Consider the following 24338-nt stretch of genomic DNA (forward strand, 5'->3'; position numbering starts at 1 on the left):
CCGGGCACCGGTACTCCCATACTCGCAACTTTCGCCTCGCACCCCCGGCAACGTTGCTTACTGTTGCGGCCCTGTTTTCAACGTCGCCGCTGCTGTCGTTAGCCTGGCGGAACATTGTAGGCGCCCCATCGAAAGGGATCGAGATGCTAGACGCCGTCGCGCGCAGTCACTGGACCAGGAGCGCGAGCCCCGATGAGCTCGAGAAGTGGGAGTCGGTGGCCCGGGAGGTCGCGGCGCAGCTCGCAGTCGATGCGCTCGAACGGGACCGGGCGAACCGGACCCCGCACGCCGAGGCCCAGATCCTGAAGGACTCGGGGCTGGTGACGCTGCTCGACCCCGAGGAGTTCGGCGGCGGCGGCGCGCACTGGGAGACCGCGTTCGCGGTGGTGCGGATCCTCGCGCGGGTCGACGGCTCGATCGCCCAGCTGCTCGCGTACCACTACGTCAACGAGGCGCAGATCGTGCTCGCGGTGCCCAGCGCCGCGGATCGCGTGCGCTGGTTCACCGAGACGGTCGCGGGGCGCTGGGTGTGGGGCGACTCGGTCAACCCCACCGATCCCGACCTCACGCTCGTTCCGAGCGGTGACGGCTGGGTGCTCACCGGCAAGAAGCGCTACTCGACGGGTTCGGCCGTCGGAGACGTGCTGCTGGTGAACGCGCGGGTCACCCAGGGGCCGGATGAGGGGCGTGTGCTCGCCTTCGTGCTCGAGAACGGCCGCGAGGGCGTGGAGTACGTCGACGACTGGGACTTCCTCGGCCAGCGGCTGTCGTCGAGCAACTCGGTGATCTACCACGGCGTGCAGGTGCGCCCGGAGGACGTGCTCGGGTTCCTCACCGACGAGGCGTTCTCCTCGCTGGTGACCCCGGCGATCCAGCTCGCGTTCGGCAACTTCTACCTCGGCCTCGCCGAGGGGGTGCTCGAGCGTGCGCGGGAGATCACCCGCTCGCGCAAGAACGCCTGGTTCCTCTCCGACGCGGATCTCTACCGGAACGATCCCTTCGTGCAGCGCCTGTTCGGAGACTTCGTCTCGCAGACCGCGGCGGTGGCCGCGCTCGCCGAGAAGCTCAACCGCCGCTTCGACGCCGTCGTGGCGCTGGGGCACGGGGTAACGCCGGAGATCCGCGGCGAGCTCGCGATCGAGATCGCGCAGCTGAAGGTCGTCTCCTCGGATCTCGCGACGGACGTGACCAGCCGCATCTTCGAAGCCACCGGTGCCAGCAGCACGGCGAGCAAGGTCGGCCTCGACCTGTTCTGGCGCAACGCCCGCACGCACACGCTGCACGATCCGGTCGACTACAAGAAGCTCGAGGTCGGCGCGAACTACCTGAACGGCGCGCTGCAGCCGATCAGCCTCTACACCTGATCCCGATCCTGACCCCGATCCCGATCCGCCTGGCCGGCCTTCCGGCACCGCTGATCCCGATCCCTCGCCCTGACCCCTGGAATGGAACATGACCGACACCCTTCAGACCGCCACGCCCCTTGCTGACGCCGGTTTCGCGGCGGTGCAGGATCGGTTCAGCCCGATCTTCGCGAGAATCGCGGAGGGGGCGGTGGTGCGGGATCACGACCATACGCTGCCCCACGAGCAGGTGGCGTGGCTGTTGGAGGCGGGCTTCGCGGCGCTGCGCGTTCCGGTGGCGGAGGGGGGATCGGGCCTGAGCTTCCGCGAGTTCGGCGAGATCCTCACCGAGCTCGCCGCCGTGGACAGCAATATTCCGCAGGTGTTCCGCGGCCACATCGCGTTCGTCGAGCACGTGCTCAGCCACCCGGATCTGCGTTTTCGGGACCGCTGGGTCGAACGGTTCGTGCGCGGCGAGTTCGTGGGCAACGCCTGGACTGAGATCGGGAGCAAGGTCGGCGAGACCCAGACCAGGGTGAGCCGCACCGCGGAGGGGGCGATCCTCGACGGCGCGAAGTACTACACGACGGGGAGCATCTTCGCGCAGTGGCTCGACGTGCTCGCCGTCGATGAGCAGGGCGTGTCGGTGTCGGTGCTCGTGCGCCGGGATGCTTCCGGGGTCGAGGTGGTCGACGACTGGGACGGCTTCGGACAGCAGCTCACCGGCAGCGGCACCGCGACCTTCCGGGCGGCCGAGGTGGATCCCGCGGAGATCGAGCTCTTCGCCGAGCGGTTCTCATACCAGACCGCGCTCTATCAGTGGGTGCTGCTCTCGGTGCTCGCGGGCATCGGGCGGGCCGTGCTGCGGGACGCGGTCGCGCAGGTGACCGGGCGCACCCGCGTGTACAGCCACGGCAATGCGCCGCGATCGCGCGACGACGGTCAGATCCAGGCCGTGGTGGGGCAGCTGTCGGCGGTCTCGTTCTCGGGCGACGCGCTGCTGGGCGCCGTCGCCGACGAGCTCGACCGCGCGGCGGCCCTCGAGCCCGGTCTGCGGCTCGGCGACGAGGATGTGAAGGACGCCGCGGCTCGGCAGCAGCTGCGGGCTGAGCTGGCGTCGGCGCGAGCCCAGGTGATCCTGAGCGAGCAGGTGCCGAGCGCCGCGACCCGCCTCTTCGACACGCTGGGGGCGTCTGCGACGAGTCGCGCACGCTCGCTCGACCGGCACTGGCGCAACGCGCGCACGGTCGCTTCCCACAACCCGGTGATCTTCAAGCAGCGCGCCATCGGCGCCTGGGAGCTGAACGGAACCGAGCCCGAGCTGCTCTGGAGCGTCGGCACGTCGGGCAACGGTTCGGGGCAGGGGAGCGCGAAGTAGGCGCAGCGGCGGCTGTGCCGTGGTGTGTGCCCCTCCCGCCGCTTGAGCGAGCGGCCCTCCCTCTCCCGTTGGTTGAGCGAGCGAAGCGAGTCGAAACCCAGGGAACCCCGCCCGTGAGCCTGCGCCTCATCACCCGCCCTCCTGCGCAGCCATCACGGGAGCGTCGCGTTCTCCGCCGGGATCCGGATCCGCTCACCCCGCGAGCAGGAGCAGACCCGCGAGCGAGTACGCAAGCGACCGAGTGAGCAGGTCGGCAGAATGGGCCGTGGGATGACCGTACATGCAATCACGATACGGGTCCCGGGGTCGGCGAGTCCCGCGACCCGAGAATCTGGCCGTCTGGACCCCGCCGGACCCCATCGCCGCCGACGTTCCGGGCATCCTCGCGGCCCGCGACCGGCGCCCATCTTCTACGCTGGAGGACATGGCAACCAGTGACGCCCCGCGGAAGATCTCGGATCGGTCGATCGAGCAGTTCGCGGGCCCTGATCTGGTGCGCGAGGGCACTCGCGGCCGCGGACCCATCGGCATGAATGCCACCGTTCACGCGCTCGGCCCGGTTCTGCTCGTCAGTGCGTTTGGCGAGGCGCAGGAAATCGAACGGCGCCCTCTCGCGCCGGGCATGCCAACGCTGGATTTCATCTTCGTCGAAACGGGGACCTTCCGGTACTTGGCGGGCTCAGCCTGGGAGGAGTGCTCCGGGCCGCTCATGATCGCCCCGAGCGGGTTGCCGCAACGCGTGCGCTTCATCACCCCGTGGCGCTTCCTGGTCGCACGTATCGCGACAGAAGCACTGCGGCCCTTCCTGCCGGCCCTCCCGGAGCGTGCGCAGGCCATCAACACGCTGCGGTTGCCGGAGCGGGCGATGGCTGGCTACCTCGCTTCGGTGGGGAACGACTCTTCGGCGGCGCCGGGGGAGAGCCTTACCGCGTCGCGCCTCATCGTCGAGATGGCCGGAGCGGTGCTGCGCGACCGGTTCGGCGACGGATCTCCCCAGGGGCATCCGGGTGTCGAGATCTGGGGCCACGCGCAGGCCGTCATTGCTGAGGAATGCGCGAACCCCGACTTCGATCCGCGTGCACTGGCACAGCGGGTCGGGTGCTCGCTGCGCCGGTTGCAGGCCGAGTTCACAGATCGCGGCACAACGGTCGCCGCAGAGATTCGGCGCGAGCGGGCGCGGATCGCATACGCGCTGCTGCGGGATCCCGCGCAGGCCGGAGCTCGAATGGCCCTCATCGCGGAGCGATCGGGATTCGGCGCGACGTCGACCATGCACCGGGTGATCGCGGAGTGCTACGGCGTCACACCGACGCAGCTGCGTGGGATCGCGGAACGCTCCGCTGACCCTTCCGTCGTGGAGTGACCGCCCGGGGCATCAGCTCGACATCTGCACGCTTCGCGCTCACAACGCGCAGAGCCGTTCCATTCCGCGCAGATTTGTGCTCTCGGAACAACATTGGCTGCCGTCTAAAACTATGTTTTGCGATATGAAGATTCCTCTCCGACGATCTCTGCCCACAGCCGAGCAGGACCACCGCACCAGCCGAGCCCCGCTGACGCATCGGCTCGGACTCATGCTCGCGGCGGCCCTGGTCGCCGCCGGGGTCGGATTCGCCCCCGCGACCGCCGCCTTCGCGGCACCCCACGTCGATACGCCTGCTGCGCACGTCACAGCCGTCGACGCCGCAGAAGAAACCCAAGCCGCCGCCGCGGCCCCGATCCCGACCACGACCACCCTGGGTGAGTTCTCGACGCCGACCGTTTACGGGCGGTCTCTGGTCGTCACGGGCACGGTGACGCTCGACGGCCCGGCTCTACTGATGGGCGCTCCGATCTATCTCGAGGTCGATGGCGAGGTCGTAGGTGAGGGCTTCCTCATCTACATCGGCAGTGGTGCGTACTGGGCGCTGATCCCGGCGCAGCATCTCGTGTCCGCGGGTACTCACGAGGTCGTCGTGAAGTTCCCTGGGTACTCGCCCGGGTTCCCGTTCGACGATGCGGCTCCGTCTGAGAGCGCCCCCTTCGCCGTGACGATCGCGCAGGCCGCCACCACGACCACGATCACGAGCGCACCCGCCTCGGCCGTCGCGTTCACCCCCGTGGACGTGGCTGGCCAAGTGACCGCGGACCCTGCCGGGGTGAGCGGATCCGCGGCCCTGCTCGCCGACGGTGACTCCATCGCGACGGCGGATCTCTCAGCAGACGGCTCGGTGCTCTTCGAAGACGCGGTCGTTCCGTTCGGCACCGCCGAGCTCGCCGTGGCCTACCTCGGTGACGCGGCGGGCAACTACGCTACGTCGCAGTCCACAGCCTCGCCCATTGTGATCGCCGAGGCCGAGACCTCGACGGATCTCGCGCTGTCTGACTCACACGTTCGCGCGGGCGACCCCGTCACTTTCACCGCGACTGTGCGCAACATCAGCGCGGCGAACCTGGCGGATCCGCGCAGCGGCATCGAGTTCCTGGTCGACGGCGAGGTCGTCTTCGCGGAGGTCAATGCAGACGAGCCCGACGCCGCGCCGGGCGATGGCGAGACGACCTTCGAGGTCACCCTTTCAGACACACTCCTCGGCGAGCACCAGGTCACAGCGCGATTCCTTCCGTCGCCCGGGTTCGGCGCTTCCGAAAGCGATCCGGTCGAGCTGCAGGTCGACGGGATCGACACAGTGATGGCACCGAAACTCTCGCAGCTGAGTGGCACGATCGAGCACCCTGTGGTCGTCGAGGTGGAGGTCACAGCCCTGACCGCCGCCCCGGCGGTCAACGGAACCGTGCAGGCGTTCCTCGGCGAGGAGCCGCTCGGTGAGTCCTTCCCGGTCGAGAACGGCATCGGCAGCGGTCCGATCAGCGGGCTCGAGATCGGCACCCACCAGGTCGATCTCCGCTTCGTGCCCGGCACCTACGGGCTCGTCGGCAGCAGCGCCGCAATCGTCGTGACCGTCGACGCAAGCCCGGCCCCGGAGCCCAGGCCGGTCCCGAAGCCCGACCCGACGCCGAAGGTCGACCCGACGCCGAGTGCCGGCGGGGAGACAGCGGGGCTCTCCGCGACCGGTGGTGCGGAGGCTCCGGGCCTGATGCTCGCGGCGCTCACGCTGGTGCTGGGCGCCGGATCGCTGATGCTGATCGCGCGCCGACACCGCAACGCCTAATCCGCCGAATCACACCCTGAAGTGCGCGGTCCGCCTCTCCCGGGCGGGCCGCGCATCGTTGTGCCAGGCGCACCAGTGCGTCAGGCACGGCCCCAGCCGCACGAGCGCCACCAGGAGCGCCAGCTTCACGAGCGAATTGCGTGTCACCCCGCTTAACACCACCGCGCTCCGGCCTGCCGTGTCGAGCGCTGCCCAGTGGCCTGAGAGCTGGCTCATCGCCACGAGCAGCGCGCCGGTGAGCAGCAGCTCCTGACCGCCGATCGGCCGGGTGATGAGCCACACGATCTCCAGCACCGCGAGCAAAGTTCACCGCGAGCACGGTCGCCAGGAACTGACCGCCGCAGGCAGCGATGCGCACGTCTTCGACACCCCGGTTCTTCAGCCCATGCAGCGACAGCGCTGTCAGTGGGCACAGCACAGCATCGGGCCTCTTGGCGGCGATGGCGATCCGCCCCGCTGTGGTGGCTACTACTGGAGGAGGAGACCACCGCCAGTCGTTCGGCTCTGGACAAGAACCTCGCACCGCCCAGATAGGTGCAACGGACTGTATTCATGAGTAATCAGTTGTTCTTGGTTCGAGTCCAGGCACCCCAGCGCAAAACTCCTCAGATTCCGCGGGAATCGGAGGAGTTTCATGGTTCCTGGTCACTCGAAAATCAGCCGCGGGGTCCTAAACGGGGTCCAAAACCCCTTTCGGAGGGTGCTCGCCGAGGCGCGGCACGGGTTGTTCCGTATCGCCCGCGCACTGGCCGCAACGGCTGTGGTGTGGCGTGCGCACCTACTGGGTATGGATGCCCGAGACGAGCCCCTGATTATGACCGGCCAGCAGGTCGCTGAGCTGCTACAGGTCTCGCCGCGCACGATCGAGGAATGGCGGCAGACGAACAGCGGCCCACCCTTCCGTCGTGTCGGACGCCACGTGCGCTATCTGCACTCCGAGGTGCTCGCCTGGTTCCAGGAGTTGGTGCGCCATGGCTAGGCCGAGACTGGAACCAGGCGAGATCGGTGCGATCCAGATTCGCACCCTCGCATCTGGCCGTGTGCAGGCAACCGCGAAGATGCGCGACGAGGTCGGCGAACTGCGCCGACTGAAAGCCACCGGTGACACCGAGGATGAGGCGCGGACAGGTCTTGCGAAGCAGGCCGAAGACATCCGCTACCGCACCGTCGGCCCCGTGCTCGCCCTGGACGCCACGATCGCCCAGGCCTGCGAGGTGTTCGTCTACGAGAAGGAGCAGTCTCAGACCGTTGAGGACACCACGATGGAGTCCTACCGCTCGACGATCAAGCATGTCGTGAACCCCGCCTGCGGCAACCTGCCGCTGAAGGATCTCAGCGTGCTGCGCTGCAACCGCATCCTCCAGTCGATCCGCGAGCAGAAGTCACTCTCCGCTGCGAGGCGTGCCAGGAGCGTGCTCTCGCAGGTGTGCCAGACCGGGATCGAGCACGAGGTGCTCACCGCGAATCCGATCCGCGACGCGAGACGGCTGCCACTGCCGGAGAAGAAGGAATCGGTGCTGAATCCCGCGCAGGTGATGGTGGTGCAGAATCTCATCCACGACTGGCGTAAAGACGGCGACGGTTACGGGCCGCGCCCGAACGTGGCGGTGCTGGAGCATGTGATGTGGATCATGATCGGCACCAGCGCCCGCATCGGCGAAGTGCTCGGCCTGCGCCGCTGCGATGTGGACGTGACCTCACGCCCCGCGACGGTGCTCATCGCCGGCACCATCAAGCAGAGCAAAGCGAATGGGCTGTATCGGAAGAACACCCCGAAACGCTCACGGCAGAAGCGCCGGGTAGCGCTGCCGAGCTTCTCCGCCGCGGCGATCCGCCGCCAGCTTGCGACAGCGGATCGCGACCCGGAGGCGTTCCTGTTCTCGACCAAGACGGGCCGACCGTTCAGCGTCAGCAACTACGAGCGGCTGCTGCGCACTTTCGTGGACGACAACGCGGACGCCCTGCAGCGGGCGGGCATCGATCCGACCGAGTTCTCGACGCACATCTTCCGTCGCACCACCGCGACGATCATCGACGCCGCGGCAGGCATTACCCTCGCCTCTCGCCTGCTCGGCCACGCGAACGAGCAGGTCACCCGCAGCAACTACGTCGTCACCGCCGAGATGGTCGACCCGGTCACCGCCGACATCATGGACGACGCCTTCACGGCGATGCTCGGTACCGCGGGCAGCAGTCTCGAAAGCGATCTGCTGTGAAGTCTGGGAGTGGGCCCGGATGCGCTGGCCAATCGCTTGCCGTACCTGTCAGAGTGAGCTACGGTATTTGCACCGCGGTCACGTCCGCGCGGGATAGTGATCAGTTTTCCTGCTCGCCGCAACGTCGAAAACCACGGTGGTGTCGATTCGGCACCACCGCACAAGGCCCCGGCGTGGGTGTGCCGAATCGGCACCCCCACGGCTCCGGCAAGTTGCCGCTACCGCGGTTCCTGCGCTGGAAGTATCCGCTGCTGGACTCCCAATAGTTGGGAGGCCGCGGAACTCCTGACGGTGGTGGAAATTTTCCCGGACCGTGAAGCTCCTCTCTTGGAGCTGACCCTCTGCTTCGTCTCATCCTGACCAACGCTCAGCGTCGTCAACCGCAGAAGCTGCTTCGATGCCCAGAGCGATCCTCATCACGCTCTGCGACTCCGCGAATCTCACGCCTGTGAAACGCCGCCCCTCGATTCCCCTTGCTGCCCGACAACTGATTTATGGACGTATGCCACCGATGGTGGGGCGTGCGCACCTCTCTCATGAGACGACTCGTGAGGAGGCTCGAGATGAAGGGTGGTGTGATCCTGTTCCGGGGCAACGGTGCCGCGGCGCGCCGCTACTTGGAGTCGGACAGGTCGACCGCCGACGAGTACTACTTGGAGGGCGGTACCGTGCTCGCCGAGTTCGCCGTGAGCGACCATGACGGCGAAGTCATCGAAACGAGAACGCTCGATCCGGAGAGCTACGCGGCCTGGGTTGACTGGATCGATCCGATCACCGGCACGTCGATGGGAACGCCCCGAGCGGCAAGCGACAGATCGAAGGAGTCGCCGCGCTTTGCGAAGATGGTCATCAACGCACCGAAGTCGCTCTCGATTGCCGCTGCTTTGCATCCGGAAGTCTCTGACGCGCTTGATGCGGCGCAGCAGGACGCGGCAGAGGAGATTCGCCGTTGGCTCGCGGAGCACTCAGTGACTCGGGTCGGCCGGCGGAACGCACGCGAGATCGTGCCGGTGCAGCAGTTGCAGACGGTCACCGTCGCGCACAAGACTAGCCGGGCTGGCGACCCGCACCGGCACATCCATTTTCAGGTCGGCACACGCGTCTACGCCGCGGGCAAGTGGCGCGGCCTCGATACCGCGGCGCTGTTCAAGCAGCAGGGTGCGATCCGCGCACTCGGCACCGCGGTCATCGCCGCGCACCCGCAGCTTGCCGCAGTGCTCGACCAGCACGGCCTCACCCTCGACTTGGCGACCGGTGAGGTGGCAGAGCTGGAGCCGTTCAACGCGATCATGTCGAAGAGGGGCGCTCAGGTCGAGCGCAATCTTGCCCGCTTCGAAGCCGAGTGGGAAACAGCCCATCCGGGCGAGGAACCTGGCCCTGTCGTGCGGGCGAGATTGAAGGCGAAGGCGTGGGAACACGAGCGGCCGGGAAAGAAGCCCACGACGCTCGGCAGCGAAGCCGGCTGGCGCGCCGAACTAGAAGACGCCGGCTACACCCCGAACCTGCCCCGCGCACGGCGTACTGCACCCGTCGCGCTGGACGAGCTGCACATCGAGGAAATAGCCTCGCGTGCGCTCGACCGCTGCGCCGCAGGAGCCTCGACGTGGACGATGCACACGGTGCGCGAGCACGTCACCCGCATCACGACCGAACACGGCGTGCGGGCCGCCCCGCGCGAGCTGCTGGAGTTCGTGCAACTGGCGGCTCAGCTTGCGGCGGAGGATTGCTTCTCCATACTCCCGCCTGGAGCACCGACACCGGAGCACGTCGCGCATCTCACATCGCTGCGCGTGGTCGCCGCAGAAACGGAACTGCGCGACCTGCTCACCGCACGCGCTGAACAATCCCGCCATCGCATGCCCGATGTGCACGACCTTGCGGCGCAGGCAGGGCTGGATGAGGATCAGGAGCGCGCAGCATCCGCCGTCGCATCCGCCAACCCGCTCGTCGTGATCGAAGGCGCGGCCGGATCGGGCAAGACCACGATGCTCAAGACTGCCATCGCTGTCGCGGCGGCGGAGGGCCGCTCGATGCGAGTCGTGACGCCGACGAAGAAGGCCGCCGACGTGGCAGCCAAAGAACTCGGCCTCCCCGCCGACTCCGTGGCCGCGCTCGTGTACGCGCACGGATTCCGGTGGAATAGCGACGGGGTGTGGACGCGCCTTCGGCTCGGCGACACCGATCCCGACACCGGCGGCACGTACCGCGGGCCAGTGAAGAAAGCACGGCTCACAAAGGGCGAGCGGATTGTCGTCGACGAAGCCGGAATGCTCGACCAGGATGGCGCCCTCGCACTGTTGCGCATCGCCGACGAGGCCGGCGCGAGGATTGCGTTCGTCGGCGACCGTGCGCAACTCCCCGCGGTCGGGCGTGGTGGTGTGCTCGATTTCGCCGCCCGTCTCACTCCCGCAGTCGTGGACATGACCAGCCTGCACCGCTTCACTGATGGCGTCTATGCGACTCTCACTCTCGAACTGCGGCACGGCCGCAACCCCGCCGCGATCTTCGACCAGCTCAACGCGCTCGGGCTCATCAAGCTGCACGAGAGCGACGACGACATGCAGGAGGCCATCGCGAAGACTGCGTGCCTGGAGGACGCGATCACTGCCGCCACGAACGACGAAGCACGGATGCTGAACGAACGCATCCGCGCCGAGCGCGCCGATCGCGGCGAGGTTGATGACGTGCGAACGGTGTTCGGCAGCGACGGGCTCCCAATCGGAAAGGGCGATGTGATCCAGACTCGCCGCAATGAGAGCACACTCGGCGTCGCCAACCGGCAGACCTGGATGGTTCAGCACGTTGGCGAAGACGGCGCGCTGAGCGTCGTGGAGACCGACAACGGCCGGAAGCAGCAGCGCACCGTGACACTGCCGGAGGGGTACGTGAACGAGGACACGCACCTGGCATATGCGGTCACTGGCTACGGCGTCCAGGGCGCGACCGTGAACGCTTCGCACACGGTTCTCTCCGACGCGCTCGATGCTGCCGGAGTGTACGTCGGCATGAGCCGCGGACGCGAGACGAACACCCTGCACGTTGTTGCCACCGACCTCGACGACGCGAAGCAGCAGTTTGTCGACGCGCTCGCCCGAGACCGTGCCGACCGCGGTCTGGAAGACGCCACTGAACGCGCTCGCGAGGCCGTCGTGGGCCTCGTTGCGGACGGGCCTATGTCTGTCGTGAGCGCGGAGCGCGACCGGATCGTCGAGCGGATCGCGAAGTCCGATGCGGAGCGAGAGCACTGGATATCGGCAGCCGCCAGACTGCAAGATCAGTCCGAGCGGCACAAGGCCGAATACGAGCCGCAGCGCGAACTGGCGGAAGCCGCCGAGGCGAAGGTTGCCGCGCTTCTCACGGACGTCACGGAATCGCTGGCCCAGGCAGCAGCTACGGACGGCGCCGAACTCCTGGCCGCGCAGCAAGCCGCCTACACAGCACACCGCGCCAATGCAAACGCACCCCGATTCCGTAAGCGCTCGGCCACTCGAACCGCGAAAGACGCAGACGCCCGCCGGGAGGCGGCAGAGCGGATCGTGCACGCCAGGTGGCAGAGCATTCCGTACAGTGAGAGCGGTCTCCCTGCGTGGGCCAAAGCAGTCGCTCAGCGTCAGGCTGATCATGAGCCTGAGATCATCGAAGCACGCGTGGAAGCTTCGAAGGCCCATCGGATCGCCAAGGAGATCGCCGCGCGCCAGTCGCGAGAACGCACGGCGCTGTACGAGCGGGTACTTGAGGACCGTCGTCCAGATGCGGCCGCCGCGCGGGTCAAGAATCTGCGCGAACAGGCGACACGGGATCGCCACTACCTTGCCCAACTCGATGCGCTTCCGTCAGTTGAAGCCGTGCAGCTGATCCATGAGCGTGCTGTGCATGTGGAAGCTCTGCGCCTCGCTGCCGAAGGAAGCCGTAGAACTTCGGAGGCACACGCAAAGGGGTTCGACACTCCAGGGTATGAACGAAACCGAGATCGTTCTACGTACCGTGACGGGCCGTCATTGTAGGCAGCATCGCTAGTGCAGGAGCCGCATTGAACGAAGCAAACCGGGAGAAACCGACTAAAACAAGCACTCCACCGATAGACTCTGGGACATGACCTCGTTCTCGTCACGACGATGCTCTCATGAGTGAGCCCTGGCTGTCTGCTGACGACATCGCCGTTCACCTGGGTGTCACCAAGGAGACGGTCTATGTCTGGATCGCGGAGAAGGGAATGCCTGCTCACAAGGTTGGTCGTCTCTGGAAGTTCCAAGTATCTGAGATTGACGAGTGGGTGCGTGGCGGTGGGGCAGCTTCCAATCCGCCGGAAGATAGGAAGAGCGATCCGAACGCAGGATCGGGAAAAGCATGACCGAGGATGAAGCTCGTGCCGCGGCGCGTTCGATTGGCGAAGACGTGTCGGTGATCACGCTATCGGAGCTTGAGCAGCACCTTGGTCGTGCCGCTGACCTTCTCCGCGGCAGCATCGATCAGGCCGACTTCAAGCAGTTCATCTTCCCGCTGATGTTCTTCAAACGGTTGAGCGACGTGTACTTGGAAGAGTACGCCGCCGCCCTTGAGGAGTCGGGTGGCGACCACGAGTTCGCGGCGTTCGCTGAGAACCATCGGTTCATGATTCCGCATGGCTCGCTGTGGGATGACGTACGTACCCGTACGGATAACGTCGGACAGGCGCTGGTCACTGCGTTTCGCGGTATCGAGCAGGCGAACCCTGACACGCTGTACGGCATCTTTGGCAACGCGCCGTGGACGAACAAGGAGAAGCTGCCGGACCGCAAACTGCTCGACCTGATCGAGCATTTCTCCCGCCGCCCGCTGACGAACGCGGCAGTCGCACCGGATGTGTTCGGCAACGCGTATGAGTACCTGATCAAGCGTTTTGCCGACCAGTCCAACAAGAAGGCGGGCGAGTACTACACGCCCCGCTCGGTCGTGCGGCTGATGGTGAACATGCTCGACCCGCAGGAGGGCGAGACGGTCTACGACCCAGCCTGCGGCACCGGCGGCATGCTCATCGAGGTCATCGAGCACGTGAAGGCCGCTAGCGGGCGGGCGGAGCTGCTGTTCGGCAAGTTGTTCGGGCAGGAGAAGGTGCTGGCCACGAGCGCGATCGCCCGGATGAATCTGCTGCTGCACGGTATCGAGGACTTCAAGGTCATCCGCGAGGACACGCTGCGCAGCCCGGCGTTCTTCCTGGGCGATCGGCTGGCTGCGTTTGACTGCGTGATCGCGAACCCTCCGTTCAGTCTGAAGAAGTGGGGCGAGGTCGAGTGGGTCTCCGACCGGTACGGGCGCAACGGCCTCGGAGGTGTGCCACCGGCGAGCTACGCCGATTGGGCGTGGGTGCAGCACATGTTCACCTCCGCCGCCGACCCGCACGGCCGCGTCGCCGTCGTCCTGCCCCAGGGCGCGCTGTTCCGCGGTGGCGCGGAGGGGCGCATCCGCACCAACTTCCTGAGGCACGACCGCATCGAAGCGGTCATCGGACTGGGGCCGAACCTGTTCTACGGCACCGGGTTGGCAGCGAGCATCATGGTGCTGCGCCGTCGCAGAGACCCCGCGCGGGCCGGGAAGTTGCTCGTCGTCAACGCTGAGCAGCTATACCGCAAGGGCCGCAACCAGAACACGCTCGAACCCGAGCACGCCGACGAGATCCTCACCGCGTTCCAGAAGTTCGAAAACGTCGACGGGTTTGCGCACGTCGCCGACACTGCCGAGATCGAGGCCAACGGCTACAACCTGAACATCCCGCTGTACGTCACCCCGAAGCAGGACCACGACCAGCCCACGCTAGCGGAGGCGATCGCGAGCCTGGAGACGGCGCACGAGCGTGCCCGGCAGACGCGGGCCGCGTTCGAGGCCGAGCTGGCGAAGTGGGGGTTGCCTGCATGAGCACCACACCATCGAATGTCGAGCGGATCACCCAGGCTGAACTGGAGTCCTACCTGTGGGGTGCGGCCGTGCTGTTACGCGGCCTGATCGACGCGGGCGACTACAAGCAGTTCATTTTCCCGATGCTGTTCCTAAAGCGACTCTCCGACGTGTACGACGAGGAGCGCGCAGAGGCCGCTGAGTTGTACGGCGCGGAAGGGGCCGACCTGCCCGAGAATCACCGGTTCGTCATCCCCGAGGGCGCCCACTGGACCCAAGTGCGCCGGACCACCACCAATGTCGGGGCAAAAATCCTCAACGCGATGCGCCGCATCGAAGCCTCCAACCCCGACACCCTCTACGGCGTGTTCGGCGACGGCGACTGGGGCAACAAAGACTTCCTGCCCGATGCCACGCTGAACGACCTGGTCGAGCACTTCAGCTCCAAGACACTGAGCGTCGCCGCCCTGCCGGAGGACGAGCTGGGCAACGGATACGAGTTCCTCATAAAGAAGTTCGCCGACGACTCCGGCCACACGGCCCAGGAGTTCTACACTAACCGCACCCTCGTTCACCTGATGACTCTGATGCTCAAGCCCGAGCCGGGCGAGTCCGTGTACGACCCGACGTGCGGCACCGGCGGCATGCTCATCTCCACCGCCGCGATGCTCAAAGAGCAGGGCAAGGAGTACCGCTCGCTCAAGCTCTACGGGCAGGAACTCAACCACGGCACCAGTGCGATCGCCCGGATGAACCTCGTGCTGCACGGCATCGAAGACGCCCACATCGCCCACGGCGACACCCTCGCTGCCCCCGCGTTCCACGACCACAGCCAACTCAAGACCTTCGATATCGTGCTCGCGAACCCGCCCTACTCGATCAAGGCATGGAACCGCGACGCATTCGCCACAGACCCGTATGGCCGCAACATGTGGGGCGTGCCACCGCAGGGGCGGGCCGACTATGCCTTCTTCCAGCACATCGCCGCCAGCCTCGACCCAAACACCGGACGCGCCGCGATCCTCTTCCCGCACGGCGTGCTCTTCCGCAAGGAGGAAGCCGCGCTACGCGAGCGGCTCGTGAAGTCAGACCTGCTCGAAGCCGTCATCGGCCTCGGCCCCGGCCTGTTCTACAACTCGCCTATGGAGGCCGTCGTGGTCACCCTCCGCACCCGTAAGCCGAATGGTAACGCCGGCCGCGTGCTGTTCATCAACGCGGTCAACGAGTACGCCCGCGAACAGGCGCAATCCTTCCTGCGCAACAATCACCAGCAGCGCATCCTCCGGGCGTACGAGACTTGGGATGCCGAGCCCGGCTTCACCGCGGTGGCCACCACCGACGAGATCGAAGCGAAGGGCTGGTCGCTTGCGATCCCGCTCTACGTCGAGTCGACCGCTGGACTCGGCCGCGTCGACTTCGTGCCCCCCGACGTAACCGTCGCGGTCGACGAGTGGCGTGACACAGCAGCCGAGGCCGACCGCACGATCGAGTCCATGCTCGTTTTCCTCAAGCGCGAGGTGACGGCATGAGTCTCAACCTTGAAAAGTCCACCTGGCAGACCATCCGCTTCGGTGACGTGGTCAACGCTTCGAAGGCGACCGTCGACCCGGCCGACGGCAGCGTGGAACGCTACATTGCTGGCGAGCACATGGACACCGACGACCTGGAGATTCACCGCTGGGGTGAAGTTGGCGACGGCTACCTCGGTCCGGCGTTCCACCGAAAGTTCGTTGCCGGTCAGATTCTTTACGGCTCGCGCCGTACGTACTTGCGGAAGGTCGCAGTTGCCGAGTTCGACGGTGTCACCGCCAATACGACCTTCGTCGTCGAGGCAGCGGACCCGACCCGACTGCTCCAGGAATTCTTGCCATGGGTAATGTCGGCTGAGCCATTCCACGCCTTCGCGGTCCAGGAGTCGAAAGGATCGGTCAACCCGTACGTCAACTTCTCTGACCTTGCCCGCTACGAGTTGACGCTCCCGCCCCTCGATGAGCAGCGCCGCCTCGCTGACCTTCTCTGGGCACTCGAGCACCATCGGCGAGCCCTTGTGGGCGTGTCCCAGGCGTTGGCAACGTCTCGTGAACGAAACTTCAACCTCGCGCTAGAGGCGGGGCTCGACGAGATGGGGTGGAAGTCGATGGCGATCCCCGACGTCGTCACAGCCGGGCCAACGAACGGCAAGTCGGCGACCGCGAACAATGAAGAGCGCGGCCTGCCAACTCTCAGCATCAGCGCCATCCGAGGCGGCAGAGTGCTCGGCGGCGATTCCGTGAAGTACGTCGACATCGCTCGGACGGAGGTGGAGCAGTTCTTCCTGCACGACGACGACTTTCTCGTTGTGCGAGGGAACGGCAACAAGTCCCTCACTGGCCGCGGTGGGCTCGTGAATGGCGGCCTTCCCGTGGACTGCTTCTACCCGGACCTGCTCATCCGGCTGCGCTTTGACCCAGAGGTGCTTCGCGCGGATTTTGCCGCCGAGCAGTGGAACTCTAGCCGCGCGCACGGTGCACTTGTCCGGAAAGCTAAGTCGACCAACGGCATCTGGAAGATCAACGGCAAGGACATCAAGTCCCACTCGCTCGTCGTGCCACCGCTCGATGCGCAGAACGAACTGCTCGCACAACTCGCCGAGTACGACTCGGCAGCGACCGCATTCGAGAGAGAGGCATCCACGCTCGCCGCCCTGCGCGACCGAATAATGACGGAGGTCTTCGGATGAATGCTGCCATGTTCGATGAGGCGAACACGGTTCGGGACTTCGTGCGGGACGCGCTGGAGCAGCTCGCGGTGCCGTTTGTTCCGGGGGACGAGTTGCCTCGCCGCCGTGACCAGGTACTGCTGGAGTCACGGGTGCGTGACGCCCTCATCCGCCTGAATTCAGAGATCGAGGAGCAGCCCTCTCGGGCCGACGAGGTGATTCACAGGCTGCGGGCAATCGTGCTGTCCTCGCGCGACTCGGGCCTGGTGCCGGCGAACGAGGAGTTCGCAGCGTGGTTGAAGGGTGATCGCTCGATGCCGTTCGGCCCCGGCGGCTCGCACACCACTGTGCGACTGGTCGACTTCGAGCATCCGGTGCCAGATGCGAACGACTGGATCATCTCGACCGAGGTGACGTTCGAGCAGGGCCGTGTGGCGCGGCGGTTCGATCTGGTGCTGTGGTGCAACGGCATCCCGCTGGTGGTCGGTGAGGCGAAGACCCCGCTGCGCCCGGCGATCACGTGGCTCGACGGAGCAGCGCAGGTGCACGACGACTACGAGGTCAACGTGCCTCAGTTCTTCGTGCCGAACGTGTTCTCGTTCGCGACCGAGGGCAAGGATTTCCGGTACGGGTCGGTCGGGATGCCTGCGGATATGTGGGGACCGTGGCGCGGCGAGTCAGGCGAGGCCGCGCTCGGCCTGGCGCGCGTCAAAGAGGCCGCGCTCGGGGTTGCGACTCCGAACGCAGTGCTGGACTTCCTGCGGTGGTTCACTCTGTACGCGACGGACTCGAAGCACCGCAAGATCAAGACGATCGCCCGCTACCAGCAGGTGCAAGCCGCCCACGCCATCCTGCACCGCGTCGTGACCGGCGAGGATAAGAAGGGTCTGATCTGGCACTTCCAAGGCTCGGGCAAGTCGTTGCTGATGGTGTTCACCGCTCAGATGTTGCGCGCCGCGCCGGTGCTCGCGTCACCGACCGTGCTGATTGTGGTTGACCGCATCGACCTGGACACGCAGATCACTGGCACGTTCTCCGCGGCCGACGTACCGAACCTTGTCTCGACGGACTCGCGGCAGGAGTTGCAGGAGCTACTGCGCGACGGGATCCGAAAGATCATCATCACGACGATCCACAAGTTCGCCGAAGCCCCGGGTGTGCTCGATGACCGGGCGAACGTCATCGCGCTGGTGGACGAGGCGCACCGTTCGCAGGAGGGCGACTTCGGTCGGAAGATGCGGGAGGCGCTGCCGAACGCATTCTTGTTCGGACTGACCGGCACCCCGATCAACAAGCAGGACCGCAACACGTTCTTCGCGTTTGGTTCGGAGAAGGACCAGGGCGGCTACCTATCGCGGTACACGTTCCACGACTCGATCCGCGATGGGGCGACTCTGCCGCTACATTTTGAGCCGCGCCTGTCGCACATCGAACTCGACCAGGAGGGCCTGGACGAGGCATTCGATGAGCTTGCGTCACGGGGGGAGCTGACCGAGGTGCAGCGGACGATGCTGTCACGCCGCGCGGCATCCATCGAGAATCTAATCAAGTCGCCCGACCGAGTGCGGAAGGTCGCCGCCGACATCGCTGAGCACTTCCGTGCCAAAGTCGAGCCAGAGGGCTTTAAGGCGCAGGTCGTCGTCTACGACAAGGAAGCCTGCGTGCTCTACAAGGAGGCCCTCGACATCCTGCTTGGTCCCGACGCGACTGCCGTGGTGATGTCGATGTCCAGGGAAGATCCGCAGGAGTGGAAGGAACGGTTCGCTCTCGACCGCGACCAGGAGGCGAAGCTGCTTGACCGGTTCCGCGACAAAGCTGACCCGCTGAAGATCCTCATCGTCACCGCGAAGCTGCTTACTGGTTTCGACGCCCCGATCCTGCAGACTCAGTACCTCGACAAGCCGCTGCGCGACCACACCCTGCTGCAGGCGATCTGCCGCACCAACCGCACCTACCCGGGCAAGTCGCACGGGCTGATCGTTGACTACCTGGGCATCTTCGATGACGTCGCCAAGTCGCTGCTGTTCGACGACGAGACCATCCAACAGGTCATCACGAACATCGACGGCCTGCGCGAACTGCTGCCCGGTGCGATCACCGGCGCCCTCGGCTACTTCCCCGGCGTCGACCGCACCGTCGCCGGTTACGAGGGCCTGCTGGCCGCACAGCAGTGCCTGGACGACGAGAAGGCCTGCGACGACTTCGGCTCGGCGTACTCGATCGTTGCCCAGCTGTGGGAGGCGTTGTCGCCCGACCCGCTGCTGCTGGAGTATGTCGACGACTACCGGTGGCTCACTGCCGTCTACGAGTCCATCCGACCCGTCGACAACACCGGCCGCCTCGTATGGCACGCCCTCGGTACAAAGACCCTCGACCTGATCAACGAGCACATCACCGTTGAGGTCCCGCGCGACGACCTGGAGACGATCGTCCTCGACGCCGACGTGATCGAAGAGCTATCCAACCCGATCGAGGACGGCACTCGGGCCAAGCAGGTTGCGATCACGATCGCGGCCCGGCTCGCGCGGTTCGGGCACGTGCCCGAGTTTGTTGCGCTCTCAGAGCGGCTCGAGACGCTGCGAGAACGGTACGCGGCAGGGCAGATCGAATCCCTGGAGTTCTTGCGGATGCTCTTCCAACTTGCCCGTGACACCCTCGCCGAAGAGAAGCGCGTTGCCGTCATCCCACGAGAGGAGAAAGGCAAGGCAGCGCTCACCGAACTCTTCGAATCGATCAAAGCCCCTGAGACTCCGATCATCGTCTCCGCAGTCGTTGCTGATGTCGATGCGGTCGTGACGGCGGTGCGATTCCCCGGATGGCAGGAGACCGCCGCAGGGGACCGCGAGGTGAAAAAGGCCCTTCGCCAGACGCTCTGGATCAAGTACCAACTCCGTGACGAGGACGTCTATAACAAGGCTTACGAGTACATCCGGGAGTACTACTGATGCTTGAGGTTGGGCGTACGCGAGGTGGTGCGCGATCCTTGTCCGAGGTGACTGTCAGAATAGACATGGACTCTGCCTATCGAAAGCCAAGGAAGGAAGGGATGAGCGTCGCCGCATCGTTGCGAAGTGAGGAAGTTGAATCTCACGAGGCTCATACGCGTCCCGGCCTGGGGCCTGTCGAGGAAGAACTCATTGAGACCGTAGCACCTGTTCCGGCCAAGCCGTTCCTTAGTTGGGCTGGTTCGAAGCGACGATTACTGCCACAGATTCTGCCGCATATCCCTGAAGAGTTTGGTCGCTACATCGAGCCGTTCTTGGGTGGCGGGTCACTCTTCTTGGAATTGGCTCCTTTGGACGCGCTGCTCAATGATGCTTGTGAGCCGCTCATTGACACATGGCGTGCTGTCCAGCGCAATGCGACCGGTGTTCATCGAGAGGCCGTCCGCCGTCCGCTCTCCAAAGACGACTACTACGTGGCACGAGCTGAGCGGGGTGGCGGCTATCTACAGAGAGCTGGACGCTTCGTGTATCTCAATAAGGGAGCATTTAACGGCCTGTACCGGGTGAATCTTCGAGGGGAGTTCAACGTGCCGTGGGGTGCTCCGAAGAGCGATTTCATCTGTGATCGTGCCAACCTTGTGGCAGTCCAAGAGCTTCTAAATCCCGAGAGGGTCCAGATTACGAGCGGAGATTTCGAGGCCGCGGTGGATCTTGCAGGTCCCAACGATTTTGTGTTCGTCGATCCGCCCTATGTGACATCTCACAACAACAACGGATTTGTCGAGTACAACGAAAAGATCTTCTCCTGGGATGACCAGGTTCGTCTCGCTCAAGCCGCTCACCGAGCCGTGGAGCGTGGCGCAACAGTAATGGTCACCAACGCGAACCACGAGAAGATCATCACCCTCTACGAGGGATTCGAGCAAGTTGTGCTGGAGCGGGCTTCGACTCTTGCTGCATCGAGCGCAAAGCGGGGCCGCACTACTGAAATACTGCTGATCGGGAGGGCAGGCTGATGGACGATGACTCGACGGTCAAGGTAGCGGCACCGGGTGAGATCCGGCAGAATCCGGAGAACCCCCGGCTTGTTTTCCGCGAGAAGGAGCTTCTGGAGCTTGAGAGCAGTATCGCGGCGAACGGCATCCTAGTGCCGCTGACGGTCTATGAGTCGTCGGATGGCGGCTATGTGCTGCTTGATGGCGAACGAAGGTGGCGCTGTGCGAAGAAGTTGGGGTTGCTGCGCGTACCCATCATCGTGCAGCCCGAACCCTCGCTGATGCAGAACATCATGATGATGTTCGCCATCCACAACGCACGATCTGATTGGGACCCTTTCCCGACAGCGCTGAAGCTTCAAAAACTCGAGGAGCTATACGAATCTAACGAAGGCCGGGTGCCGACTGAGGCTCAGCTGGCGCAACTTGCCAGTTTGAGTCGAGGTGAAGTCCGCCGTCTTAAGAATATTCTCGCCCTCCCTCAAACGTACCTGAAGCTAATCGAAGAGGAGCAGGAACTCCCTCGGGCTGATCAAACGTTGACTGTAGATCACCTACTTGAGGTGACTCGAGGCGGCAAAGCGCTAGTGCGTGAGCAGATCATTGGCGATGATGAGCGAGAGGCGCTTGAGCGGGCGCTAATAGATAAGTTCAGGGCTAAGGCACTTACAAGTACTGTCGAGCCGCGTCTTCTCACACGTATGGCGCGTGCGGTCAGACGGGAAGATGTGTCGCCAGAAGTGATCCGTACCGCTGTGGCGCGCATAATCGATGAGCCGACCTTTACTGTTCGCGATGCATATGCAGCTTCCGTCGAGTCTGCAGAGAGAGATCACAACTTAGAGTTAGCCTCGAATCGAATTGCCGGTACGCTCACTGCGCTCCCGCCGTCGAGTGTGCTCTCGGACGGGGCGCGCGACGCTCTTCGTGAGCTTCGTGATTTGATCAATTCAATCATTGAGGATTGACGTGGTAATACGCGCGAGTGATTTTGAGTTGATTCCCGATGACCTACTCTCGGCCGTCGTTCACTATGGTTCCTGGTTGGAAGCGCAAGGCTACAGGGTAACCGTAGAGCCCGTTGACCTGGGCTATCCGAATACACCTGTTTTCCGTGCTCATCGTCAAGCTGGAGAAGCATTTTTCTACGAGGTTGCTTCGAAGGTGAATCTCGCGCGCGCTGAAGAATGGGTGAAGTTCGGACGCGCATCCCAAAGCGATACCAGATACATCGTTGGGATAGCGACGGATAAGGCTGTTTTACCTGCGACGCTCACTCGATTGACCGCACTCGGTGTAGGAGTGGATGTCATTACTGGATCGTCTGTGACGTCGTTGGTGTCTCCCCATGATTTGAGTCTCAACGTTGAGTTTCCAGCGCTCGCGCGCTCACTTCAAAAGGCTCTGGGAAAAGCGCGAGATCTTTGGGGGCAAGGTAACTGGAAGGAATCCTACGAAGACGCATGCCTCGCGGTTGAGACTATTGCGCGACAGTATCTTAAGCGTGCCGTCAAATCAGGCCGAGTCTCGTTCGTGAGTGTCAAGGGGAAGCCGATTCGGCGAACTGAGGCGCAGGTTGGGAAGATGACCCTCGGCGAACTCGCAATCGCGTTCGCTGAAATCACAGGGCCTACCCAAACTGAGAGCCAGGTGGCAGTTGGACTCGCGCGGATCAATCCTCGACGCGTGACGGTGGCCCACTTCAAACACACAAAGGGCAAGCGCGCAAGGCAACTTCGAGATGAGGTTGGTCGGGATTTGAACGTCATCGTTAACTGCATCACCCTTCTTCGTTCCTAAACGTGACTGACTGTCATGCAAAGACTGACCAGTGAATCGCACGAGTTCCGTATGAGGGGCATTCTGAGTCTGTAGTTGTCGTAGTTAGTGAAGCCTCGGGCGAGTTCGATGAGTCCGTTTACGGCTTTGGTGCCGCCGTTGGATAAGCGGTCGGTGGTCCAGTAGGTGAAGAACGCGTCGCGCCGCTGGGTGAGCGTGCGTCCGAGGCGGACGATCTCCGGGATCGGGCACGATGGGAACGACCGGAGCACTACGACGGCGATCTTCTTCCAGAGCAGAAGGTCGAAACCGTACCTTTTATGGTACGGTATTGGCGAGGAGGTGCGTGATGGGCTATCGGCAAGAACTGTGGGAGATTGCCGCATCCCGCAACGGCGTGGTGACCGTCACTGAGGCCGAGGACGCGGGTGTGCCTGCTGTCGAGATGCGGAAGCTTGCCGCCCGTGGTGCGCTCCACGCGTACGGGCAGGGTGTCTACACGCATCGTGACGTGCCGACGAGCCCGTTCACCGAACCGACGATCGCCGTGGCCCTCGCGGGTGACGGGGCGTTCCTGCACCGAGAATCCGTGCTCGATCTGCTGGGGGTCGGGCAGTTCAACCCGCCGAAAGTGCGTGTGGGCACGCGCCGCCGCGTGCGGCGCACACTGCCTAAGTGGATGGAGCTGGAGAACCGGCCTGACGTGCCCGATGAGGATCTCACTCACTACGAGGGCATCCCCGCGACGACCGTTCGACGGGCGCTGGAGGACATGCGGGATCGGATGCCGCCGGACCGATGGGAGGCCGTGGTTAATGAGGCGCTCAGGCGAGACCTGATCAGCGAGCAGGATACGACTGCATGGAAGGCGGCATCGGCGTGAGCGACGTGACCCCGCCGCTAAATGTGACGCAGCTCAATGCTCGGCTCGCGCAGGTCGCTGCGGAACTGGGCATCCCTGTCGCGCGTGCGCGGGTGATGCTCTGCACGCTGATCGTGTCGCAGATGCTCCCCGATGCCGTCGCCGTCAAGGGCGGCATGGGTGTGAAGCTGCGCTTCGGCGAGCGCGGCACGCGCGCCACCTCCGACCTCGATGTCTCCACCCGCGTCCGCGGTGAAGAATTCGAGCAGGCGTTCCGCGCACGTTTGGCCGAGGGGTGGGGAACAGTGCCGGCGTCGAAGGGCGAGCAGCGCCGCAACCCGGATGCGCCCGAACGCGTCGCATTCACCGCGACCGTTCGAGCGGTGAAGCTTCATGACCCGGGGCTCGCCCGACCAGAGTATGTGATGCACCCGTATCGGGTATCGATCGCGTTTCTCGGCGCAGCCTGGGGCGCGCTCGACGTCGAGGTCTCCGGTCCCGAGATCGAGCCATACGCGTATGCGCGAAAGGAGATCGACGGTGAGCTCGTGCAGTTCGGTGCCTACTTCGGTTTCGGGGGTCTGCAACCCGTCGAGCTCGTCGATCTGGAGTACCAGATCGCGCAGAAGCTCCACGGCGTCACCGATCCCGCCTACGTGCGAGCGCATGACCTGGTCGACCTGCAACTGCTCTGGAACGCCAGCCTCGATCTGCCGGTCTTGCAGGAGCTGTGCGTGCGCACGTTCGACTGGCGACGTCAGCAGGCCTGGCCGCCGCTCCCGTTGCGCCCGATGGACGGGTGGGAACTCGCCTACGCCGACGCGCGGGCAGAGACTGAGGTCGGCGGCACGACGCCGGTATTGCCCGACATCGCTGCGGCGCGTGAGTGGCTGACGCAGGTCATCAAGGTCATTACTTCCTCGCCTGTTCTCGATTGAAAGCGTCGCCCTGCCAGTGCGCTCGCGTTCCGGGGCGAGTTTTCGAAAGGCAAGGGTTGGAGTATCAGGCTGCTTGCTCAGAACCACCCCACCCCGTTACCTTGTTTTTAGCTCCTGAAGCACGCCAGCGACGGAGACCGTCGTAGCCGCTGAGCCTCAGCGTT

General features: G+C 64.8%; 18 protein-coding genes and 1 pseudogene. 17 read left to right on the plus strand and 2 right to left on the minus strand.

The genetic code is table 11. The features are described from left to right. The first annotated feature begins 143 nt into the window (after nt 1-143). The 4 genes from AMS65_RS17030 to AMS65_RS17045 all read left to right on the plus strand — a co-directional run bounded on the left by AMS65_RS17030 (nt 144) and on the right by AMS65_RS17045 (nt 5870). Nucleotides 144-1364, plus strand: coding sequence for an acyl-CoA dehydrogenase family protein (locus tag AMS65_RS17030; RefSeq protein WP_053385363.1), 1221 nt, complete (start codon nt 144-146; stop codon nt 1362-1364). A gap of 88 nt (nt 1365-1452) precedes the next feature. Next, nucleotides 1453-2721, plus strand: a complete 1269-nt coding sequence (locus AMS65_RS17035) for an acyl-CoA dehydrogenase family protein (protein WP_053385364.1) — start codon at nt 1453-1455, stop codon at nt 2719-2721. A 424-nt stretch (nt 2722-3145) separates the two neighbouring features. After that, nucleotides 3146-4084: a helix-turn-helix domain-containing protein gene (locus tag AMS65_RS17040; RefSeq protein WP_053385365.1), complete on the plus strand. Its 939-nt coding sequence runs from the start codon at nt 3146-3148 to the stop codon at nt 4082-4084. 124 nt (nt 4085-4208) lie between these two features. Beyond that, nucleotides 4209-5870 (plus strand): Ig-like domain-containing protein, encoded by a 1662-nt coding sequence (locus AMS65_RS17045; protein ID WP_157502402.1) that lies wholly within the window; start codon nt 4209-4211, stop codon nt 5868-5870. 9 nt (nt 5871-5879) lie between these two features. Here AMS65_RS17045 and AMS65_RS17050 read toward each other — a convergent pair whose 3' ends face one another. Beyond that, complete coding sequence (locus AMS65_RS17050; RefSeq protein ID WP_157502404.1) at nt 5880-6164, minus strand: hypothetical protein; 285 nt, start codon at nt 6162-6164, stop codon at nt 5880-5882. Nucleotides 6165-6684: 520 nt separating this feature from the next. On the opposite strand from AMS65_RS17050, the gene AMS65_RS17055 reads away from it, so the two are divergent. From AMS65_RS17055 to AMS65_RS19590, 11 genes are all read left to right on the plus strand, one after another. Then, nucleotides 6685-6849 carry a helix-turn-helix domain-containing protein gene (locus tag AMS65_RS17055; protein WP_241489495.1) on the plus strand — a complete coding sequence of 55 codons (165 nt, stop codon included), beginning with the start codon at nt 6685-6687 and terminating at the stop codon, nt 6847-6849. Then, complete coding sequence (locus tag AMS65_RS17060) at nt 6842-8086, plus strand: tyrosine-type recombinase/integrase (protein ID WP_053385368.1); 1245 nt, start codon at nt 6842-6844, stop codon at nt 8084-8086. The genes AMS65_RS17055 and AMS65_RS17060 overlap by 8 nt, the downstream gene beginning before the upstream one ends. Before the next feature lie 563 nt (nt 8087-8649). Then, the gene (mobF, locus tag AMS65_RS17065; protein ID WP_075201064.1) at nt 8650-12090 is read left to right on the plus strand and encodes a MobF family relaxase; all 3441 of its coding nucleotides are present in this window, start codon (nt 8650-8652) and stop codon (nt 12088-12090) included. A gap of 119 nt (nt 12091-12209) precedes the next feature. Beyond that, nucleotides 12210-12437 carry a helix-turn-helix domain-containing protein gene (locus AMS65_RS18870; protein WP_075201065.1) on the plus strand — a complete coding sequence of 76 codons (228 nt, stop codon included), beginning with the start codon at nt 12210-12212 and terminating at the stop codon, nt 12435-12437. Continuing rightward, on the plus strand, nt 12434-13978 hold the full coding sequence (locus AMS65_RS17070; protein ID WP_053385369.1) for a type I restriction-modification system subunit M: 1545 nt from the start codon (nt 12434-12436) through the stop codon (nt 13976-13978). The genes AMS65_RS18870 and AMS65_RS17070 overlap by 4 nt, the downstream gene beginning before the upstream one ends. Next, nucleotides 13975-15486, plus strand: a complete 1512-nt coding sequence (locus AMS65_RS17075; protein ID WP_053385370.1) for a type I restriction-modification system subunit M — start codon at nt 13975-13977, stop codon at nt 15484-15486. The genes AMS65_RS17070 and AMS65_RS17075 overlap by 4 nt, the downstream gene beginning before the upstream one ends. Then, nucleotides 15483-16676: a restriction endonuclease subunit S gene (locus AMS65_RS17080; protein WP_053385371.1), complete on the plus strand. Its 1194-nt coding sequence runs from the start codon at nt 15483-15485 to the stop codon at nt 16674-16676. Before AMS65_RS17075 ends, AMS65_RS17080 begins: the two co-directional genes overlap by 4 nt. Next, on the plus strand, nt 16673-19600 hold the full coding sequence (locus AMS65_RS17085; RefSeq protein WP_241489496.1) for a type I restriction endonuclease subunit R: 2928 nt from the start codon (nt 16673-16675) through the stop codon (nt 19598-19600). Before AMS65_RS17080 ends, AMS65_RS17085 begins: the two co-directional genes overlap by 4 nt. A 101-nt stretch (nt 19601-19701) precedes the next feature. Beyond that, complete coding sequence (locus AMS65_RS18875) at nt 19702-20616, plus strand: DNA adenine methylase (protein WP_162231785.1); 915 nt, start codon at nt 19702-19704, stop codon at nt 20614-20616. Further along, a complete protein-coding gene (locus tag AMS65_RS17090) occupies nt 20616-21563 on the plus strand; it encodes a ParB/RepB/Spo0J family partition protein (protein ID WP_053385373.1) in 948 nt (315 codons plus the stop codon). Before AMS65_RS18875 ends, AMS65_RS17090 begins: the two co-directional genes overlap by 1 nt. A gap of 1 nt (nt 21564) precedes the next feature. Next, the gene (locus AMS65_RS19590) at nt 21565-22395 is read left to right on the plus strand and encodes a hypothetical protein (protein WP_157502406.1); all 831 of its coding nucleotides are present in this window, start codon (nt 21565-21567) and stop codon (nt 22393-22395) included. Here the strand turns inward: AMS65_RS19590 and AMS65_RS19595 are convergent. Beyond that, a pseudogene (locus AMS65_RS19595) lies at nt 22392-22664 on the minus strand (transposase); the annotation flags it as partial. The gene AMS65_RS19590 and the pseudogene AMS65_RS19595 overlap by 4 nt on opposite strands. Nucleotides 22665-22723: 59 nt before the next feature. Between AMS65_RS19595 and AMS65_RS17095 the strand changes: the two are divergent. After that, nucleotides 22724-23257 carry a type IV toxin-antitoxin system AbiEi family antitoxin domain-containing protein gene (locus tag AMS65_RS17095; protein ID WP_053385374.1) on the plus strand — a complete coding sequence of 178 codons (534 nt, stop codon included), beginning with the start codon at nt 22724-22726 and terminating at the stop codon, nt 23255-23257. After that, nucleotides 23236-24174, plus strand: a complete 939-nt coding sequence (locus AMS65_RS17100) for a nucleotidyl transferase AbiEii/AbiGii toxin family protein (RefSeq protein ID WP_241489497.1) — start codon at nt 23236-23238, stop codon at nt 24172-24174. The genes AMS65_RS17095 and AMS65_RS17100 overlap by 22 nt, the downstream gene beginning before the upstream one ends. Nucleotides 24175-24338 lie beyond the last annotated feature (164 nt).

This window comes from Leucobacter celer subsp. astrifaciens (genome assembly GCF_001273835.1).
Lineage (GTDB): Bacteria > Actinomycetota > Actinomycetes > Actinomycetales > Microbacteriaceae > Leucobacter > Leucobacter celer.

Coding starts and splice junctions, on each gene's coding strand:
- AMS65_RS17030 (WP_053385363.1), top strand. CDS start 144: ATGCTAGACGCCGTCGCGCGCAGTCACTGGACCAGGAGCGCGAGCCCC.
- AMS65_RS17035 (WP_053385364.1), top strand. CDS start 1,453: ATGACCGACACCCTTCAGACCGCCACGCCCCTTGCTGACGCCGGTTTC.
- AMS65_RS17040 (WP_053385365.1), top strand. CDS start 3,146: ATGGCAACCAGTGACGCCCCGCGGAAGATCTCGGATCGGTCGATCGAG.
- AMS65_RS17045 (WP_157502402.1), top strand. CDS start 4,209: ATGAAGATTCCTCTCCGACGATCTCTGCCCACAGCCGAGCAGGACCAC.
- AMS65_RS17055 (WP_241489495.1), top strand. CDS start 6,685: ATGACCGGCCAGCAGGTCGCTGAGCTGCTACAGGTCTCGCCGCGCACG.
- AMS65_RS17060 (WP_053385368.1), top strand. CDS start 6,842: ATGGCTAGGCCGAGACTGGAACCAGGCGAGATCGGTGCGATCCAGATT.
- mobF (WP_075201064.1), top strand. CDS start 8,650: ATGAAGGGTGGTGTGATCCTGTTCCGGGGCAACGGTGCCGCGGCGCGC.
- AMS65_RS18870 (WP_075201065.1), top strand. CDS start 12,210: ATGAGTGAGCCCTGGCTGTCTGCTGACGACATCGCCGTTCACCTGGGT.
- AMS65_RS17070 (WP_053385369.1), top strand. CDS start 12,434: ATGACCGAGGATGAAGCTCGTGCCGCGGCGCGTTCGATTGGCGAAGAC.
- AMS65_RS17075 (WP_053385370.1), top strand. CDS start 13,975: ATGAGCACCACACCATCGAATGTCGAGCGGATCACCCAGGCTGAACTG.
- AMS65_RS17080 (WP_053385371.1), top strand. CDS start 15,483: ATGAGTCTCAACCTTGAAAAGTCCACCTGGCAGACCATCCGCTTCGGT.
- AMS65_RS17085 (WP_241489496.1), top strand. CDS start 16,673: ATGAATGCTGCCATGTTCGATGAGGCGAACACGGTTCGGGACTTCGTG.
- AMS65_RS18875 (WP_162231785.1), top strand. CDS start 19,702: ATGAGCGTCGCCGCATCGTTGCGAAGTGAGGAAGTTGAATCTCACGAG.
- AMS65_RS17090 (WP_053385373.1), top strand. CDS start 20,616: ATGGACGATGACTCGACGGTCAAGGTAGCGGCACCGGGTGAGATCCGG.
- AMS65_RS17095 (WP_053385374.1), top strand. CDS start 22,724: ATGGGCTATCGGCAAGAACTGTGGGAGATTGCCGCATCCCGCAACGGC.
- AMS65_RS17100 (WP_241489497.1), top strand. CDS start 23,236: ATGGAAGGCGGCATCGGCGTGAGCGACGTGACCCCGCCGCTAAATGTG.